This window comes from Terriglobia bacterium, from assembly GCA_020072565.1.
Taxonomy (GTDB): Bacteria; Acidobacteriota; UBA6911; order UBA6911; family UBA6911; genus JAFNAG01.
Genome location: JAIQGI010000035.1, coordinates 1 through 18,981, shown reverse-complemented (window position 1 = coordinate 18,981; position 18,981 = coordinate 1). Strand labels below are relative to the sequence as shown.

Annotated in this window: 12 protein-coding genes; 6 read left to right on the top strand and 6 right to left on the bottom strand. The window is 57.1% G+C overall.

The genetic code is table 11. From position 1 onward, the window contains the following. Positions 1-52: 52 nt before the first annotated feature. On the bottom strand, positions 53-2,410 hold the full coding sequence (locus LAP85_19835; GenBank protein MBZ5498653.1) for a hypothetical protein: 2,358 nt from the start codon (positions 2,408-2,410) through the stop codon (positions 53-55). 606 nt (positions 2,411-3,016) lie between these two features. Between LAP85_19835 and LAP85_19830 the strand changes: the two genes are divergently transcribed. Both LAP85_19830 and LAP85_19825 read left to right on the top strand, forming a co-directional pair. Beyond that, positions 3,017-4,579, top strand: coding sequence for a hypothetical protein (locus LAP85_19830; GenBank protein MBZ5498652.1), 1,563 nt, complete (start codon positions 3,017-3,019; stop codon positions 4,577-4,579). 57 nt (positions 4,580-4,636) lie between these two features. Further along, positions 4,637-7,060 (top strand): hypothetical protein, encoded by a 2,424-nt coding sequence (locus LAP85_19825; GenBank protein MBZ5498651.1) that lies wholly within the window; start codon positions 4,637-4,639, stop codon positions 7,058-7,060. A 130-nt stretch (positions 7,061-7,190) separates the two neighbouring features. Here the strand turns inward: LAP85_19825 and LAP85_19820 are convergent, their stop codons facing one another. Beyond that, a complete protein-coding gene (locus LAP85_19820) occupies positions 7,191-8,099 on the bottom strand; it encodes a radical SAM protein (GenBank protein ID MBZ5498650.1) in 909 nt (302 codons plus the stop codon). An 884-nt stretch (positions 8,100-8,983) separates the two neighbouring features. On the opposite strand from LAP85_19820, the gene LAP85_19815 reads away from it, so the two are divergent. Both LAP85_19815 and LAP85_19810 read left to right on the top strand, forming a co-directional pair. Further along, the gene (locus tag LAP85_19815; protein MBZ5498649.1) at positions 8,984-10,222 is read left to right on the top strand and encodes a hypothetical protein; all 1,239 of its coding nucleotides are present in this window, start codon (positions 8,984-8,986) and stop codon (positions 10,220-10,222) included. 85 nt (positions 10,223-10,307) lie between these two features. Continuing rightward, positions 10,308-11,471, top strand: coding sequence for a DegT/DnrJ/EryC1/StrS family aminotransferase (locus LAP85_19810; protein ID MBZ5498648.1), 1,164 nt, complete (start codon positions 10,308-10,310; stop codon positions 11,469-11,471). Positions 11,472-11,475: 4 nt separating this feature from the next. Here LAP85_19810 and LAP85_19805 read toward each other — a convergent pair whose 3' ends face one another. Both LAP85_19805 and LAP85_19800 read right to left on the bottom strand, forming a co-directional pair. Further along, on the bottom strand, positions 11,476-13,659 hold the full coding sequence (locus LAP85_19805; protein ID MBZ5498647.1) for a glycosyltransferase family 39 protein: 2,184 nt from the start codon (positions 13,657-13,659) through the stop codon (positions 11,476-11,478). Between the two features lie 45 nt (positions 13,660-13,704). Continuing rightward, entirely contained in the window at positions 13,705-14,529 is an 825-nt protein-coding gene (locus LAP85_19800; protein MBZ5498646.1) for a class I SAM-dependent methyltransferase, read from the bottom strand. A gap of 295 nt (positions 14,530-14,824) precedes the next feature. Here LAP85_19800 and LAP85_19795 point away from each other — a divergent pair, with 295 nt between their 5' ends. Further along, the gene (locus LAP85_19795; protein MBZ5498645.1) at positions 14,825-15,856 is read left to right on the top strand and encodes a glycosyltransferase; all 1,032 of its coding nucleotides are present in this window, start codon (positions 14,825-14,827) and stop codon (positions 15,854-15,856) included. Positions 15,857-16,040: 184 nt separating this feature from the next. Here LAP85_19795 and LAP85_19790 read toward each other — a convergent pair whose 3' ends face one another. Continuing rightward, positions 16,041-16,535 (bottom strand): hypothetical protein, encoded by a 495-nt coding sequence (locus tag LAP85_19790; protein MBZ5498644.1) that lies wholly within the window; start codon positions 16,533-16,535, stop codon positions 16,041-16,043. 198 nt (positions 16,536-16,733) lie between these two features. On the opposite strand from LAP85_19790, the gene LAP85_19785 reads away from it, so the two are divergent. Further along, the gene (locus LAP85_19785; GenBank protein MBZ5498643.1) at positions 16,734-17,453 is read left to right on the top strand and encodes a hypothetical protein; all 720 of its coding nucleotides are present in this window, start codon (positions 16,734-16,736) and stop codon (positions 17,451-17,453) included. Between the two features lie 32 nt (positions 17,454-17,485). On the opposite strand, the gene LAP85_19780 is transcribed toward LAP85_19785, so the two are convergent. Beyond that, positions 17,486-18,981, bottom strand: a 1,496-nt coding sequence (locus LAP85_19780) for a fused MFS/spermidine synthase (GenBank protein MBZ5498642.1), incomplete at its 5' end; no start/stop codon positions are given.

Genomic DNA, 18,981 nt, shown 5'->3' with positions numbered 1-18,981 from the left:
CGGCCCTGGCTTTCCGCCGGCCGTCCCACTGGCCATTTTCACGACCCGACAATCAGTTGCCGATCCTTTGCGCCGGTATCGCGCTCACCGACAAGCCGTCGATGCTCCCAAATAAAGAGAAGCTGGTGACGGGCGTGCTCGACTGGATGCGAATGTAACCGCCCAACTGGCCTGCCGAGGACGGGACCATCTGGTCCAGAAGTTTGGCGAGCCGCTGGCCGGGCTGCAAGGTTGTCGTAAATGACCCGATCGAGAGGCCGTTTTCGCTGAAAACCTCGAGGTGAACCGAGGCAGCTGCCAGAGGATCGGTATTCAGGATCGCCACGCCGGTATAGAAACCCGCATTTTCTGCCACATGGGAATAGACGAAGTCGGACGCGGGCGGGATCATGAGCGGGAGGGTCGAGGAGCCTGAGCCATCGGCGGCGCTGAATCGCAAGGTTCCGGCAATATATGGAGTTATGACGAACCATCCGAATGTGGAGGGCTTGACGTCCAACCGTATGGAACCGGTGGTCAACCCGCCCCCCAAAGCAGGAAAAAGACTCGCGACCGTCTGAATGAACTGTGTGCCGGGAAGAATGGAGAGGTTCACAGAACTCCCCAATGGCAATCCGTTGTTATCAAGCAGGGTCACTGCAATGTCTGCCTTCATTGAAGGATCCGTGTTCACGAGGTTCAGTTCGGAGGTATAGCCGCCGCCTGATGCAAAATGCGGGAGATAGAAGGCAGTGCGCTGAATCGGGATCTGGCCCGGCACTACATTCGAATCGCGCGAGTTGCCGAAGGTCTCGCGCACGACAACGCCAACATCGGATTGACCCTTGATGTAACCGCCGGAAAACGAATTCAGATCGACACCCGGGAACAGCTCTCCGAATTCCCGATTCACTGTGCCGGACACGGCGATGCTTTGCGAGGCAGTCTTGACAATGCGGCCGCCCGCATCGAACAATGTCAATACCGCGTTGGCCTGAACAGTCCCTGGATTGAATATCTCAAAAGTGGTGAACGGGGCAGGAATCCGGCGAAAGACCACGGGCCACACCCATCCCTGCACGGAGTTCAAATCTCCGATAGCTCCATCGAGCCTCGGCCCCTGCAGGTCACCGAGCAGATAAAAGCCTGCGACTTGAGGGCTCTTTCCTTGCACTCGGATGGTGCCCGCAGTCGAAGCGCTGAAGCCCGCTCCGAAGATATCCTTGGTCAGCTTTGCGACCTGCCCGTTTCGAGGAAGTGTCAGTACCACCGGGTTGTTGATCCCCGCTCCCGTGATTACGGAACCATCCGCTCCGTAGGCCGTGAAGGTGGCATTCACACGAAATCCGGTCGGATTCGTGAGCGCGATGCCGGTATAGGTCGCGGCTGCTTGAGCCCTGAATGGGAATGCAAGTTCTATGGTGCCTATGCTCAACTCAGTTTCATCGGGAACCTTGCGCTCCACATAGCGCGGGATATCCGTCGATGGGAAAGCGGTGTTCGGAGTGGCGAGCCCGATGGGAATGAGCGTCGCTTGGAAGTTAATTATGCCCATTGCTGCCGCCGCGTCGATAGTCATCGAAACGGGCACTGTGAAGGACTCCACCTCCAAGGAGCTGGAGGGTGCCTCCGAGAACTCATAAATGACCTCGGTCGATCCATCGGCGCGTGGAACAGTTTCGCTTTGGCCGGAAGTCGTGGCTAAAATCGCGCCCGTCTGTGTCGAAGATACGCTGGCGGGGAAAGTCACCTGGATGCCGGCTGGAATGGATGGGAAAGGCGTAATCCGGATGCGGGTCGGCACAGTCTGGCCGAACTGCCCTATCGAACTCGAAAAAGCACTGGAAAAACCCTCCTTGATGATAAACGAAGACACGTCAACCGTGGCGCCGAAGGTAAAGGAAAGGGGAGGCGCTTGGCTGAGATCCATTAGGAGGGGTTTGAGGACCTGTCCTGCTACTACTACAGTATTTTGTCCTACCACGATTCCATTGCCTGAACTTGAGAGGGCTTGAACGGTAGCGGTTACCCCGGTAAAATTCTGGCCCGCCACCGAGACTCTCACGCCCTGAATCCTTATATAATCCCCGGCCATGCCGCCGGTGGGAACGTTGATGATGATGGCATTGCTTGCCGCGAGCAGAATCGGAGCGCCTGCGACACCGCCAAGACCACCCGTGCCCGTGATCGTGATCTCGCTGGCGGCGTTGTTGGTGATTTGCGCGGAATAGGTAATGGTGAGTGGCGCCGGAACGGTGGTCCCCGAGCTCACCGTCAGAACGATTTGCCCCGTCAATTCGGTAACGCCGATGTCTGCAACCGCCGCTGCCGTAGATCCAACCGAGAACACTGCCTGCCCGAACAGCGGGGCGGCACCAAGGCAGAGAAAAGCTGCGCTGATTACGATGCTGTGTAGCTTATTGGAAATCATTGGTTTGTACTCCTGCCGACCGGATTCGTGATGCTCTTAATCCGAAATGGTCGCGTTTAATTCAATCCATAAAATCGGGATGACGGTTATTCCTCACGGGGTAGAGAGAGTCCGTCACTGGCCGACGACATTCATGACTTCAGTCGATCTGGTCTCGGCATGGGATGAATTGATTCCCGAAACATGACGAGAGCGCCTTGGCATATACTTCTGGCGTCTGGGGGATTGGGAAGAGCTTGCGGTAGCCCTTCTACAGCTCGAAATTCTGCCTTCCACTCAGGCACCTCGCTGATCGAACGAAGAGCAACAGTATCTTATCAGCGATCAGGACAGAAGTCACGCGTTCTGAAATAACGGCCTTCGATTCAAACAATAGAGAAAATTCCCCCCGGGAAGGCAGACGCATGAATGGTGGAAATCTTAGCAAAGAGATCTTCCATGCTTGCCATAAAATTTCTGGTAGAAGATTGTCGTTTTTTAACGTTCTTGTATGTAGCAATCCACTACATCAGCTCAAATTGACGTGATCCACGCGCTGCGTCTACGAGCAGGGTGTGATCGATGAAAAACTGGATAACGGGAAGATGGATGAGGAGCAGAATTGTTATGAAGAATGCCGGGTTTTCCACTGAAGCAAGATACCGCTGGCGGGCAGCAACCGTTCTGGCCGCCTCGATCGTTGTGATTCTTGTCTGGGCGTGGGGCATGCGTGATCTCCCGCGCCGCGACATCGGGCGTGTTTTTTCTTCAGTTGCAGATCCCGGGCAAGAAGATACGCTCTGGAGTGTAACCAACCTCGGTTTATTCCAATCTCGAAATGCAGGTGTAACTTGGCAGCCACGCCATTTGCCCGACGGCAATGCCACTCTGGAGAGAGTCTGGGCCCTCGGCCCGCACACGCCCCTTTTCGTGGGGACTCTCGAGCGCGGCCTGTTCCGGAGCATGGACCATGGGTCCTCCTGGCAACCTGCGAGCCGAGGACTGCCTCGTTCGATTGGCGCGGCACCGATTGCGCGGATCGCAGCCGTGGCAGCGAGCCCGTCGGAGCCGCGTAAAATCTACTGCGCCACAGAAGTTGGAAGCGTTTTCCGTTCCGAGGACTCTGGGGAGACCTGGATTTCCGCCTCGTGCGGATTGCCGGTGCCTCTATTTCATCGCACGGAGCTGCCGCTCCTGGCGGTGGATCCCGGCGATGCCCGACATGTCTACACGCTGCTCACGATTCCTGTACATTCGGATCTACAGAAAACGACTCTTTTCCGCTCTTCGGACAACGGGCTGAACTGGGTTCGGTTGAAGCAGCCGGGCGCAGGCCCGCACTATGATGAAATGGTGGTGGACTCGGGCGGACGGGTTCTGCTCAGAGCAAAGTTGAAGACGGTAACGGTTGTTGACTCTCTCGAGGATCGGGCGACAGTGGTAGCGGAGAAGCCGGCGGTTCTGCTGCCGCCGCAACTGTCGGTGCCGCCCGATTTCGATCAAGAAGGCATCGCAGTTCTGCATGACGACGGAACTTTGATCAACAGTTCTTTTGATCTGGGCAACAGATTGCTCGAGTTCCGGCCTTCGGCGGGGGGTGGCTACGACGTGTATCCTGGCGCCGCGAACCTGCGCACGGAATTAGGCGAGTACCTGGCCCTTTATGATGACGATGCGCGTTATCTATCGCTCCCTTTCTCTTTTCCTTTTTACGGCAAGCAATGGACGAAGTTCTTCGTCAACTCCAACGGCAGCATAAGTTTTGGCGAAGGGGACCGAAGCCCTGATCCTTCGTCGGCCGCATTCATTGCGGCCATGCCCAAGATCGCTCCTCTCTGGGCGGATTTTGATCCTGAGTCGACCGGCGGCGCCGTCTACGTCAATCTCAAGCCGGATATGGCGGTCATTACCTGGCTTGCTGTCCCGATCTACTATCAAGGGGGTAGTTCCACTTTCCAGATCGTCCTAACTCCGAACGGCATCATCCAGTTCGACTACCAAGAGATGTCGGCCACGGAAGGCATCACGGGAATCTCCAACGGGGGGTGTGACCAAGGGTATTTTGTTGCTTTCAGCGGCGCTCCCTGGACCGATCTGTCACCTGCCCCGATCGTCCAGATGTTTTCCTCATCCGGGATGAATCCTGAACTCATCGGGCAACGGTTTTATCGGTCGCATCAGGATGACTAAGATGCCCTTATAGCTGTCGGCGCAGGCGAGTTTGCAGATGATCTTGCTGCCGGGGCCGTGGCATACAACCAGCCGGTCCGCAACGATGCCAAAGGGATAGGATCGACGGTTCTTGACTACTCCGCGGACTTCGGCAGCGCCGGCCGCCTTCAGAGTTTCATCGATCTCAATACGCTGTCACAATATCCTGAGGATCCGACTGCCCATATCGCCACTTACAACCACAACCTCCTTACCCTCATCGGCGAGGAATGGGGGCATCGATTTCTCGCCTTTACCTGGTTTCGCAAGTCCGGCTCGTTGAGCAGCCTTCTCCTTGGCCGCGACAGCGCCCATTGGAACTATTTTTTCAACTCAGAGGCGTCGGTCGAGGCAGGAAATGAGTGGCGGGATGACGGCGGCGGCCACTTTACCGTGACCGACGACACGCGCCGCTACTCACGGCTGGATCAGTACCTCATGGGCTTACGGCCACCCGAGGATGTCGGACCCTTGATGATCGTCACCGATCCCCAACCAATCGCGTCCGGTACCATCGAATCCTTTCTTTCCGCGTATGGGCTGATCAACAACGCGATCCGCGATTCCAGACGGGATTTTGGCGCCATTGACCGGTTATTCGGCTTTAATCTTCATGTCGGGGACTACGACGACCCCTACTCTGGATCATGGAGCTACTACGGGGCATTCATCCGCCACAGCAGCCAAACCGAAACCGGTCCCGCTCCCGGAGTGCTTACTACCGCATATAACCTCCAGTCTACATTTGGTGCAAAGCTATCCTCCACCTATTCGGTCCGGAAGGCGAGGGATTCCATGCCTGCCTCGCGATACTTCGATGAGAGCACCGGGCAGTTCACCGGGGAAAATCTCACTTTCGACGGCACTCGCTTCGATTTGACACTCGATCAGATCATCGAGGCGGAGGGCGAACGCTCCCCGGCGTTCGGCGAAGCTCAGACCAACTTCCGCCACGCATTTGCGCTCATCGTGCCGCGCGGAAAGGAAGCATCCGCGGACGAAATCCGAAGGCTGGCATCCGTTCGCAAAGGATGGGAGGCGTTCTATGGCGAGGCTACCGAGGGCCGCGGTTCTGTGTCCACCGCGGCCACATTCGGCTTTCCCAAGGTGTCCGCGCTCCTGGCGCCGGGTGCCAGCCGGCTTTTTGCGAGCCAGGGCACTGCTTCGAGTCCAACCTCGGGCTATGCCAGGCTCGATCCCGGCCAGGAACCGGTTTCCGGTGTGGCCATACTTTCGTCCCGCTCCGGCAATCAAGTTGTAGGTGAGGCAGCGGTGCCGGGAACAGGCACGGTGAAGCGCGCGCGGTGTTTTGCGGAAAAGAGCGATGTGGTCAACACAGGCCTTGCGATCGCCGCTCCGGCCGGCGCGGCTGTCCTGTCATTGGAACTCCGCGACAGTGCGGGGGCGGTGAAGACTTCGGAACCCTTGTCGATTCCCGCCGGTGGCCAAGTGGCGCGATTCCTGACCGAATTTTTCCCCTCATTTGGCATTCCTGCGAATTTCCAGGGTAGCCTGACGTTGACGTCGTCGGTCCCGGTCTCTGTGGTGACGCTGCGCACGATCCAGAATCAGGCCGGTGAGTTTCTCCTCACTTCCATGCCGCTTGCGGATCTGGATGCGGTTCCGACGCCCGCGCCGCTCTACCTCCCCCAGATAGCGACACGGGGCGGATATGCCACCGAGATCCTGCTGGTAAATCCGGGAGCCTCGGAACTCGGCGGCACTGTTGACTTCCTGCTGCCGGGGGGCACGCCGATGACGGTGAACGTAAATGGAGTGTCGGGCAGCACCTTCCAGTACCGACTGGCACCTCACGGAGCCCAGGTTCTCGCTACCAGGCGCGAATATGGCGATGCCCTGACCGGTTACGCGATCCTGAACGCACAGCTCGGGCAGCCGGCTCCGATCACCGGTGCGGTATTTACCCTGGAGCAGACGAACCTGCTGGTGGCTGCAACCGGTGTCGCACCGGCTGCCGCCTCCACCCATATCCGCCTTGTTGTGGATCGCTCCAGTGGGCATGATGCCGGGGTAGCCATCGTCAATCCGGGAAAGGTGAAGGCGGCGCTGCAGCTCAGGGCCGCCGGCGCGAGCGGCGCGGCATGTGCAACGGCGACACTCTCTCTCGATGCCGGAAATCGCATGTCGCAATTTGTCTCGGAAGTGATACCTGATCTGCCGGCAGGATTCCACGGCACATTGGATGTCACCTCAGATGTGCCCGTAGCGACGCTGGCGATGCGATCCACGAATTCAGGCAGTCGTTTTCTGCTCGCCACGCTTCCGGTGGATGACCTGACGCAGCATCTGGTGGCGCGCGTGCTCTATTTCCCCCATTTTGCAGATAGTGGTGGATTCAGCTCACAATTCGTTGTAGTCAATCTGGGCTCCGGATCCACAGAGGCACTCCTGAGCTTTCTTTCCCAGCAGGGCGCGCCGCAGCCGTTGGTAGCCCGGTAGATCCGGAGAACAGGAACCGGGTCATAATCGATTCGAATATGTCGCTTGCAGGCATGGTTCATTTCAGGATCTCCCGATAAATTCAATCGCAGAGAACTTGTGCGGGCTGGACCTCAAACAGGAGTCCCCCTCACCCATATCTTTCAAACAATGGAAGCCGATGCCAGAATGCTAATCTTTCAACAAGCGGGACGAGCTTCCCCGCCGCAAATGGGTCGAGGAAAAAACCGGCAACAACCAGAGGGAGCCGAGGTTGCGGATACCGGCAATCCCTGCATTCGGGAAACACCGCGGCTTCGCCTCTGGCGTGGGCCCTGCGCATTGCCTGCATAGCCGGTCCGTTCCATATCTGACTGAGGCTGGCCTTCGCTACATTTCCTATCGGCTCGGCCTTGTACATTACACCTGGTGAGGCATACACCTCACCATTCGTTTCAATAAAAATTGGGCCGTACCAGAGGCGGGGGCAGGGGCGTCGCCGACGCGATGTCGGCGCTGCAATGATCCGGGAAGATATATCGCTGCCGACGACATCTTGCTTAACTCGAACCATATCTATTCCGCGAACACCCCGCCATTGTTGATAGAAGGCACTCACCTGCCCCTGAGTTTCCGGCAGGCGAATCATCTGCATAATCACGAGGATTGAAGCTGTTCTTTTGCGCTTGTGCTCCAAAAACTGATGGATGTTGGCAATTGCTTTTGCATAAGCCGGAGTGCCGTGAACTGCCCGATAGACCTCCCCGTTTGCCCCATCGACTGAAAAGATAATCATGTCGACGCCGGCATCGAGGATGGCTGAAGCCATCGCTTTATCCAAGGCAAGGGCGTTGGTGGAAAACATCACCCGGATCCCCTTTGACTTGGCGTAGCCGAACATCGCGAAGGCTTCCGGGTTCAAGATCGTTTCCCCTGGGCCATCGAATGAGAGATAGCGCAAATGCACAGCACCTTCATCAATGATTTTCTTAAAAAGGTCCATTTCCATGTCAGGCCCATCAAAGGCCTTCTGGGCTCGGATGCACATGCGGCAAGACATGTTGCATCGATGCGTGGTGGCAATGATAGCCGTGAGGGGCGGTCCGGGACAGGTGGGAGTTCGTCGCAGGTAACAACTCAATGATTTGATTCTGTACGCGAATGGCGAGTCGGAAGACATGGAATGCATCTCAGCGTCCGATCTGATCTGCTCCCCACAACATTGAGTCCGTATTGTCGCCAAATGGATTGTCGATTGCAACCAGTACGTGCTTACGAGCCCCTGCTTACGGGTGACGATTTCGGGTGAGGCATCGGATGGAGGGCCGCAAACCTCTGTATTGCCGGCGCGTTATATGTGGCGAGTGCTGAAGGCCACCCACCGCTGAATTTTATTGCCAAAGCATATCCACTTCACTATTGGTTTTTTGATTTGCGAACAGCGAAGTACCTGCGATAATTCCTCCACGCTCGAAAGAGTTGAACCAGTGCCGGCCTGGAGCGCGTGCTTCTCAAGTACCGAACGATTCAAGCGACATTGGCTAATAAGGAACAAACTGGCACGTCTGACACCACATGGGCATCTGTAGAGACGGGACGGTTTACATTATCGGATCAGGCTTGAGCTCCATAGCAGCTGCCGCTGCACTGGCCGACCGGGGCGTCCAGCCTACCATCCTCGACGTGGGATTACGACCTGAGGCATGGGCCTCGACTTTGAAGAGATATCTATGCACCGTTGAGCCTGAAGACTGGAAACGAGAACAGATCTCACGATTACAATTTACGGGCCCGACCTCCGCTAACGGAATTCCCAGGAAACTTTACTTCGGCTCCGATTTCTCATTTCACCAAATCCGGAATGCCGTCCCTCTGGATTTGCAGCAGGCCTCCATGTATCGGTCGTTTGCGGCCGGAGGTTTTAGTAACGTCTGGGGCGCGGTCGTGCAACCGCTGCCGGAAAGTGAAATCACCGGCTGGCCCATAACTTGGAGCGAATTCGCTCCGCACTATGCCGCCGTGCGCCGGATCGTATTTGATCTCCCATCTACCGGCTCCTCACAATCTCCTCCTGATGGGGAACCGGACGGCCAGGGAATCAACCCAAGTTCACAGGCACAGTCGCTTTATTCAGATCTTGCCGCGGGCCGCGAAGTGTTGGCGCGTCAGGGAATCCGGTTCCAATATGCTTCACTCGCGATCCGTTCTGCCGATCGGAACGGGGATAAAGGCTGCCGATACTGCGGGCTGTGTCTCTATGGCTGCCCGTATGATTGCAGGTACTCCGCAACCATCACTCTTAATCGCCTCATCGATGAGGAGAAAGTTCGCTATGTACGCGGGATGGTGGCAGAGAAACTATCCCACGAAAATGGGTTGGTTAAGCTGGAAGTCCGTTCGCTGGCAGGCGGCCCACCCGTGGTTTTATCGGCTCGTCGCGTGCTGGTGGGCGCCGGACTGCTCGAAACCACGCGCATCATTCTTGCCTCGCTCGGCCTTTACGACACGCCGTTATATGTAAGTCACAGCGACATCTTTACCTTGCCTGTTGTGCGATACCGATCTGCCAAGTCGGTATTCAGCGAAAGACTACACACCTTATGTCAGCTGGTGGTAGAGGTTGAAGCTGCCGATGTTTCCGAACATCCTGTGCATCTCCAATTCTACGGTTACAATGACCTGTATCTTTCCCTGCTCAGACAAAAATTGGGGCCGCTAGCCACCCTACTGAATCCGGCACTGAAAGGGTTGGCATCCCGCCTTTTTCTAGTCTTCGGATATCTGCATTCCAGCGTGTCGTCAAGTCTCAGGCTGACGCTGCGGGGCAATGGTTATCAAAAGCTCTTTGTAGAAGGCCTCCCTAATCCGAAGGCGGGGAAAACCTGCCAGGCTATAGCCCACAAGATCTTACAATATCGAAAGTATTTTCGAGCCATCCCGATCCCCTTCCAAGTGAATCTGGATTTGCCGGGCGGCGGATACCATAGCGGTGGCAGCTTTCCCATGCAGTCACAGCCTGAAATGCTGCAAACCGACCGACTGGGAAGATTGGCCTCTCTCCCCGGCGTGCATCTGATCGACGCCAGCGTCCTGCCTGCTGTACCGTCCGGCACGACTGCTTTTACGGTTATGGCCAATGCGCACCGCGTTGCTTCGGAGATTGACTTGCTTCATGGGTTATAGCTGGTCTCCCTATCCTCGATATCATCTTTACGCGAGTTCGGCCAGTTATGGCGTGCCGCTACGTCGACTTGGCTTTAAGCCTGGCATGGGCAATTGCATTTCTCAGCTGGAATCTGACATCTGCCGGCGCTTCGATGTGGCCGCGGCCGTATGTGTGCCCATGGCCAGGACGGGGCTATATCTCGCCCTGAAGGAGCTAATCCAGCCGGGACAAAGAGTGGTGATGTCGCCCCTGACCATAATCGACGTGGTTAACATGGTCCTGCTGGCAGGCGGCATCCCGGTGTTTGCCGATGTTCTGAAATCCTCATGCGCAATAGATCCGGATGAAGCCGAATCGCTGATCGATAACCGAACCGGAGCAATCCTTATCACCCATTTGCACGGCGAAACCGCCGGCGCTTACATATTTCGGGAAATAAGCCGTCGCCGTGGCGTACCGCTTATTGAGGATGCTGCACAGGCTTTCGGTGGAGAGGAGAACGAGCGCCGCTTGGGCGCCATCGGAGATGTAGGAATCTATAGCTTCGGCTTCTATAAAAACCTGAGCACCTGGCAGGGCGGCATGCTGGTTTCGCAGAATCCGGCCATTATTGCCAGGATCCGCGAGCGCATCAGCCCCTGGCGGACCCTGTCCAGCCTGCAGTTATTGATGTTGAGCCTGCGTGGCCTGATGACCGACATTGCCACCTCCCCGCCGGTCTTTGCCATGTTCCTGCATCCTGTAGTTCGCTATTGTTGTCTGCATAATATTAAGCAAGTCAACCGACGATTGGATCCGGAAGACCGGGCACGAAGGATTCTTCGAATGCCCGCGCGCTACCTCCATCGCATGTCCGATGCGCAGGCGGAGATCGCGTTACACAACATCGGCAGCCTGGATGATGATATGGCGATGCGGGTCGCGCATGCGGTTCTGTATCATGATGCTCTTGCAGGAATGGAAGGGTTGATCACGCCAAGGAAACACACCGGACGGTCGCATATTTACAGCTACTATCCGATCCAGTGTTCCCATCGGGATGCGCTGCTACGTTACGCACAGCAGCGCCGGCGCGACTTTGCCGCCCAACATTTGCGTAACTGTGCCGACTTGCCGGAATTCAGGGAGTTCCACCGTGATTGTCCGAATGCTCGTGCCGTAGCGCGCGAACTGATTCTTTTGCCCACCTATCCGCGCTATCCGGAAACCGAGATCAGGCGCAACATCGAAGTCATACAAGCGTTTCTCCGGACTTGGAAGAGGTAAAGAATTACTGAAGGTACCATGAAAGGTTTGTCTGGCCAAAGCCATCCGCGGCGCGGGTGGCCTCATACACTGAAATGGACTCCAGCACCGACCCTGGTGGCGCGAATGAAAATGGGAGCAGACCCCAGCCGGAAGACCAAAATCCGGCCGCCGGTCCCGCACCCAACAAGCGGAGGGGAAAATCGGGGCTGTAATTATAGTGGGCCAGCCGCTTCACCGCAGGAACCTGCGCAAGCCGTACCGTCATAGGAAAAACCGGGTTGTTTTGGTCGGTCTGATATTGGAATCCCGGAACACGCTCGATGCGTGCGTCGGCCAAGTGGCCTGCAAAATCATACAAGACGATTTCATTGTTCTCCCCCCGGTTGGAAATGCGCGCTTGCGCAATCGCAAGCCAGTCGGCATCGGCATTTCCGGAGCTGCCTACATCGGCGGAAAAAATGATGCTCCCATTCTCACCTGCCACATCACGCAGGGACAGTCTCTGCATCTTCCATTGCCGCCCCTGCGCAGGCATCAGAACCTCCCGGACGAGAACCCGGTCCAAATGCCGCGAAACGAATCGGACACTATACTCCAGGCCATCACTCGTCTCGTGAAATGGCATGCCCGCGGTAAAGATGAGCTCGCTTTCGGCATGAACCACCGGAATATCAAACGCAACACGTGACGGCGCAATAAGGATGGTGGACTGCAATCTCAGCTTGTCACTGTACAGCGTCTCATATGGGGTGGCCAAAGTAGGGACAACCAGCAGGTCGCCAGGCAGCGGCCTTGCATCGCATCTCCCAAGTTCCTGACCTCCGAGCCGCTCGAGATATGCGCGCAGTCCCCATTCACCGGTAAACCATACTTGGCTTTTTCGACCACCCATCACTTTCTTGAACTCAGCCGTGAAATTGCGGTATATCGCGGCAAATTGAAAATCCGCGACTGCCATTGCGATCGCCAAAGTTGAGGAAAGGATCACACCGCCCCAGCATGACCACAAAACAGCCTTCTTTGTCAGAACACGCTCCATGTGTCGGAGCAGGATCAGGACCACCGCCGGGACCGCCGGAAGCACATAACGGGCCGAGCCGTTCATATATGCAGCGCTGCAGAACACGAAGAACCCAAGAAACCAGGCACCAAGAAAGAAGTCGTCGGCGTGCGATGTGTTTTTCGTGCGCAGAAAACGGAGCGCTTTCCAGAGGTCCTGTATCCCGAGGCACAGGGCTGCGATGCCAGGACAGAAGAGCATTGCGAACAGGACCTTCTGGAAGGGATCATAACCGGGTACCTTGAGGATCAACGCGATAGGAACGGCGAGGAGACAGCAAATCAGGAGGAGTCTTTTCCGATGGATCGCGAGAACCAGGCAAGGAACCGCAGCCACCATGCCTAGAACCAGGATCGTGAAGATGCTCTTCTGAAATACCGACGCAGGAGAAAGTACACGCTCAAAAAGGAAATAGGAGTTCAACAGCATGCCGGGAATGAAACGGCGGTAATGTATATATCCGGCGGCAAGCCGGATCGAGAATGCCAGGATCGGACAGATCAGGATCGTTACGACACCTCCGCGGTCTTTCTTCAGGATGCCATACAAACCCAACAGCGGAATAAGACAGAACCCGGAATAGGATAAAAAGCATGCGATAGTAACGAGGACCGTACCAGCCACGTCCAGGGTCATGCGGTTCCTATCGACGCCGCTGCAGAAGACTGCGGTCGCGGACAGCCAAAGAGCCAGCAAGGGCACATCGGTCATCAAGGTGTGTGACATCACATACAAGACTGGCATGGTGACCACCAGCAGTGTTGCAAAGATCGGATGTCCCGTGAAGCGGCGTCCAAGAAAATACATGGAACATGAGATAGCCAGCGGAAACACGAGGAATGGAAAATGCAGCCTCATTTCCGAAACGTCTCCGCTGATGAATGAGCTCAATGCCAACAGATAGATGGTGAACGGCCACGGGTGTTCGGTAGATGCAAGGTCCTTGGTGCAAAGCCCCTCAAAATAGGCGGGCTCATCTTCCGGAAACCAGGGTGATTGACGGACGTTCTGTGAGAGCAGCAGGTAGATTCCGTCGTCCATGTGGAAGGCTTGATTGAGAAAAGGCACATTTACGGCGAAGGTGAGCGTTAAGATCCCAAGAAGCGGCCATAGGGCCGAAACCTGACGCACGGGAATCCGTTCCATGGATGTCTCTTTTCCAAGGATCAAGACGCTAAGCCTCTCACTTTGTCAGTGAATTTTCTTCCAGGCGACGACAATGAGAGAGTTTCCCCAATGGCCTGCCATGGAATTGATCGTGTGAAAGAGGGTCTTGCATGCATATCGCACGGACTTGACATTCATGATTCGACTGACGGACGGTTGATTCATCAGCGGATAGGCAAATCGATTGAATGCCGGGAAGCATCTTACAATATCGCTGCCAAATGGCAGCCAGGCCGTGTGAATGCGCCACTCGGAGAGGGTTTGCATGCTGGAAAAAACCTTCAGAAGTTCGCGGCGGCTGAAGCGATACACGTATCCGCCTGCGGGATCCCAGTTGTCCGCAATCCCAAATGCGCAAAGCAATCGGACAGGCAGCGAGTCCTGGCCTTCAAGGATCACAAAGCCCTCGCGCGCCACGCGCTCTAACTCGTACAGTCCTTTGATCGGCCGGGCAAGGTGATGTAACCCGTCTCGTACAATGGCCCAATCGAAAGAGCGGTCCGCAAATGTCAACGATTCCGTATCCATGCAGGCACACTGCAGATCGTGGTTGCGTATTCGTGCCGCCGTTAAGGCGACCGTCGACAGATCAACCAAAGTGACTCTCGCCCCATATTGCTGGAAGAAATCGGCCTCCTGCCCGTCTCCGCCGCAAACCGAGAGCACGGTCTTCCCGGACAATGGCACCCGCATCATCTGGATTGCTTTGCGGAGCCGGTAATTGTTCAGCCATTCGATGTATGGGTTTCTGTTGTCGACCAGCCGGGGCTGGCAGGCACAATAGTGTTCTTTTTCGTGATATTCGACTTGACGGCGTTTCTGGTCCTCAATTCTATGACTTCCGATCATCGAACCACGTCCAGGGCCTGCTGGATCTCAAGCCTGCCCGCGCTTGAGGAGATTTGTCTACCTCTACCGTGTGCTCTCGGCCAATCCAATGAATCGCTGAAGCGGAGCAAAGCCCGGCCAGCCGTTGCAGTATTGGTGCGCTCTCATTGCGTCACCCGAATTCGCGAGTCTCAGCCTTCGCGTCAAAAGATTGCAGGGCGCGTTCCTGAAGCATATTATGACGGTTTCGTATGGGGCTCTATGGAAAACCGCAATATGGATGCCCGCCTGGTAGTCCGGGGGTGGAACCAATAACATGGATGGGCCGTTAGCCAGCATCATTGTTGTGAATTGGAACGGTTTGAAGTTTCTCGATGACTGCCTCGCCTCGCTGGAGAAACAGACCTGGGAGAACCGCGAATTTATCCTTGTAGACAACGCCTCCAAGGATGGTTCCACTGAGCGAATTCGCGCCTGGGCAGGACGGCTTCCGAATGCCCAGGCCATGTATCTGCCGGAAAACACGGGGTTCTGCCGGGCCAATAACCTGGCTTTTGCCAAGGCCCGGGGCGAATGGATTGCACCCTTCAACAACGATGCCGTGGCAGTACCCACATGGCTCGAAGAATTGATACGCCACGGCGACGTGTCTCGCCGAATTGGCATGCTGGGCAGCAAGATACTGTTCGCAGAACCTCAAGGGGTGATCGACAAGGTAGGCCACCTGATCTACTGGGATGGACAGAACCGCGGCCGCGGCACCATGGAACCCGATGTCGGCCAATACGACCGCGACGAGGAAATACTCTGGCCTGATGCCTGTGCCGCTCTCTATCACCGACGAGTCTTCGAAGAAACGGGCGGCTTTGATGACACTTTTTTCGCTTTTGGCGACGACGCGGACCTGGGAATGAGAGCACGTCTGTTGGGCTGGAAAGCGTGGTATGTGCCGACAGCGCTGGTCTATCACCGCCATTCGGCAACCGCGGGCGCGTATTCCCGCCTGAAGGTGATGTTGGTCGAGCGCAATCGACTGTTATTGGCGATCAAGAACTTTCCTTTGCGCCTCCTTCTCGTGAATCCTTACTGGACTCTACGTCGTTTTGGCTGGCACGCCTATGCAGCGTTGCACCGACATGGGGCGGCAGCTCGATTCGTGAGCAAGAATGGCTGGAGCAGCCTGCCGCTCAATCTAGGCTGGTCCTATCTCAGCGCCGCGAAACTGCTGCCGGAGGTGCTGCGCCGACGTGCCCATGTTCAACGCACGAGACGGCTTTCCACTAAAGAGGTCATTGATTTGCTCCGCCATTTTCAGATTGATCTCCGCGAGTTGACGTCCCGAGATTAACCCTGCACCCCCCATGCTGACGCTTCGGGCCGCGCTTCGCCCATCGCAGGCGGCGATCTTCAATTCGTGTTTGATCGCCTTGGCCCGCACGCGGCTCGCTCCGTTGGGCGGCGGACGGTTGCAGCCCCAGCAAGATCATCGGGGATCGGCAAGGAGCAGATCGATGACTGGGCTCGAGCGAAGGTCACCTGAAGATGATCGCCAGGCGGTTCCGGTTTGCGATCACAAAGGGCAGACCATCGAAAACGGCACAAATTTGAGCCGCCTTGTCGGTCAGCCCTCGGAGCTTGGGTTCGATCACTATGACAAAGTCGTGGCACGTGGGGGTGTCGCGTTCGATGGCCCGCCTGCTCACCTTTCCCGAGAGCTTTAACGGGGTCATGCCCCCGGTATGGGCGGCTATCGCCAGCAAGTCCTTTTCGGGCTCCGCCAGGAGTCTCAAGCTCTCGTCGCCGGTGGTTTCCATTTCATGAGCGAGCATGATTTCGTCGACGCGCACCAGAATCCGGGCAGTCTCAGCATCCTCGCGCTGAACATGGTTGACGAGGATTGCCTTCTCCACTTCCAGGAAACTTCTCGGAGTGCTGTTCAGGTAAGTCGACAGCCTTTGGCCCCCCGTGTTAAGGTGCCCCTTGATGAGGAAGGTATCGGTCAGCAGCAGATCCTTTATATATTTCATGCAGTCACCGTCGGTACGAACGGCCGAATTAACATCTGTTCTTATCGGCCGCCAAGGCGATTATCGTATAAAGTGGATCAGAGGAGCCGTGATCTCAGCCTGCTCTGCGTCCGGATTTTTTCGATGCGGATATGCCGCACCGTGTCGTTCCGAGTTCCTTTAGCCCGCAGTGTCTGAGGTGCAGTCAGAGGAGAGAGCATGACGTTTTTCAGAGTTGATGGTGAGATTTTCACCAGGCTGCCGGCCGCTTGCTTCGGGGTGGTCGTCGCCAGGGGTGTGAAGCAGCCGGCGCCGGATTCTCCCGAGGCGGAAGCCATTGTCAAACGCCTGGCCGACGCGATTGGACTGGCCCGAGCCAGATTTGGTGCAGCCGGCGTGAAGTCGCACCCTGACCTGCTGCCCTATCGTGAGGCGTTCCAGCGTCTGGGGATCAACCCCAACCGGTTTCCGAGCTCGATCGAGGCGATGGCGGGTCGTATCGCGAAGGGGGGCACGGTGCCTTCGATCAATCCGGTTGTTGATCTTGCCAACGCGGTTGGGCTTCGGCATGCTGTGCCCCTTGGGGTGCATGACCTTGATCGCTGCACTGGCTCCATCGACGTGAGGCTGGCCAGACTGGGAGACATCTTCACTCCGTTTGGCACCACGGTTTCGGAGCCCGTAGACCCCGGTGAGGTGGTCTATGCCGATGGGACTGAAGTGCGGACCAGGAGATGGATCTGGCGCCAGGGTGAATACTCTAAAGCGACCGCCGACAGCACAAACCTCTTCTTCCCGATCGACGGCTTCCGCGGCGCCAACGAGACGCGGATTCTGGAGGCTCGGGCAGAACTGGCGACTGCACTGCGCAACCTGACCGGGGCCGCTGTCTCGGAGGGATGGGTGGACAGCGAAAATCACTCGGTGGCAATCGCTTGAGGAGTGCGATGCGGCACGAAATTCCTGCCGCGCTATTGGCTGCTGCTTTTTCTTTCGCGCAGGAGACTGAAAAGGTTGCTGTAATCGTCGGTCCATAATTGCTGGGGGGGGGCCGGATCTTTCCAGGGCGAGACTTCCTTCTGGAAGTCGGGATTCGCAAGGAATTGCTGGTTGGCGGTCAGCAGGACCCAGTCGGTGGCGTCCGTCCCCCGGCTTGCGTTGCCCAGGCCGTCGATATAGAGGGCCTGCATGTCTTGTTGCGGCCCAGGCCTGATCAGGTTGCGCACCACCGGGCTGAGATCGAAATATCGGTTGCTTATATGTATGGCCAGGATGCCATCCTCTTTCAGATGGTACCGGTAGGTCTGGAAGCATTCGCGCGTTAGCAGGTGCACCGGAATGGCATCGCTGCTGAAGGCATCGACTGCCAGCACGTCGAACCGCTGAGGTTCTCCCCGCTGGCGCTCCCTTTCCATCGTGACGCGCGCGTCCCCGAGCACCACTTCGATGCGGGCCAGGCTGTCTCTGCGGTAGGTGAAGTACTTGTCCGAAAGCTGCAGCACCTCCGGGTTGATCTCATAAAAGCGGATATAGTCCCCCGGCTGACCGTAGGCAGCCAGTGTGCCCGTGCCGAGACCTACTACGCCGATGCGCAGATCTTGCCGCTCAAGCCGGCGCGGATGGAGGCGTAGCGCCAGACCGATGCCGCTGTCGGCGCCGTAATAGGAAGTGGGCCAGTAACGCTTTCCCACCTCTTGATACTGGAAGCCGTGCTCGATCCGGCCATGCATCAAGGTGAGGCGGTGTTCTGCGGGATCGACCTTGTTCAGCTCCAGCACACGCAGAACGCCGAAAAAGTTGCGCCTCGTCTCCACGCTGCTCTCCAGCGACTGCCGGATGTGGATGCGGAGCACAAGCCCAAGGGCGAGCCATGAGACGCACAGCGCGGCCCACACCGCCCACACCCGCGCCGGACGGCCCTGGTAGTGCCGCCCGTTGCGTTCGTGCAGGAGAACGCCCAGGGTCGCCAGCGCAACGGCGAGCAGCCCGAGTTGGAATCTCCACGACCGCCAGATCTGGTGGTCGAGCATGAATCCCAGAACCGCCCATGAGACGCAGATCACGGCCCATATGGCCCATATGATAAGCGGGCGCCCCTGATACAGGGGGCTCTTGCGATCGCGGAAGAGGACGATCAGCGCCAGCAGGACCGTAGCGAGCAGCCCGAAGTGATACTCCCAGAATCCCTTGAACAGGTGGGGCGCTGCCACGGTGACCAGGAGCCCTCCCAGAGTGCCGCCACCCGCGACCATCAGGTAGAACGAGGTGAGATGGCGCGCTCGCGGCCGGAGCCGCACCAGCTCCCCATGACATACCATGCAAGAGGCGAAGAGTGTGAGGGAATAGCTGAGGATCTGCCAGCGCAGGGCCACGAAAACGCCGCCGAACAGGACGAAGCATGTCCAGGCGATGGATGCCGCCAGGCCGCCGATGAACAACGGCCGCCAATAGAGCCGCTCGTGCTGAA

Bases quoted from the DNA above. Each gene is read 5' to 3' on its own strand.
- LAP85_19835 (MBZ5498653.1), bottom strand. From the start codon at position 2,410: ATGATTTCCAATAAGCTACACAGCATCGTAATCAGCGCAGCTTTTCTC.
- LAP85_19830 (MBZ5498652.1), top strand. From the start codon at position 3,017: ATGAAGAATGCCGGGTTTTCCACTGAAGCAAGATACCGCTGGCGGGCA.
- LAP85_19820 (MBZ5498650.1), bottom strand. From the start codon at position 8,099: ATGTCTTGCCGCATGTGCATCCGAGCCCAGAAGGCCTTTGATGGGCCT.
- LAP85_19810 (MBZ5498648.1), top strand. From the start codon at position 10,308: ATGGGCAATTGCATTTCTCAGCTGGAATCTGACATCTGCCGGCGCTTC.
- LAP85_19805 (MBZ5498647.1), bottom strand. From the start codon at position 13,659: ATGGAACGGATTCCCGTGCGTCAGGTTTCGGCCCTATGGCCGCTTCTT.
- LAP85_19800 (MBZ5498646.1), bottom strand. From the start codon at position 14,529: ATGATCGGAAGTCATAGAATTGAGGACCAGAAACGCCGTCAAGTCGAA.
- LAP85_19795 (MBZ5498645.1), top strand. From the start codon at position 14,825: ATGGATGGGCCGTTAGCCAGCATCATTGTTGTGAATTGGAACGGTTTG.
- LAP85_19790 (MBZ5498644.1), bottom strand. From the start codon at position 16,535: ATGAAATATATAAAGGATCTGCTGCTGACCGATACCTTCCTCATCAAG.
- LAP85_19785 (MBZ5498643.1), top strand. From the start codon at position 16,734: ATGACGTTTTTCAGAGTTGATGGTGAGATTTTCACCAGGCTGCCGGCC.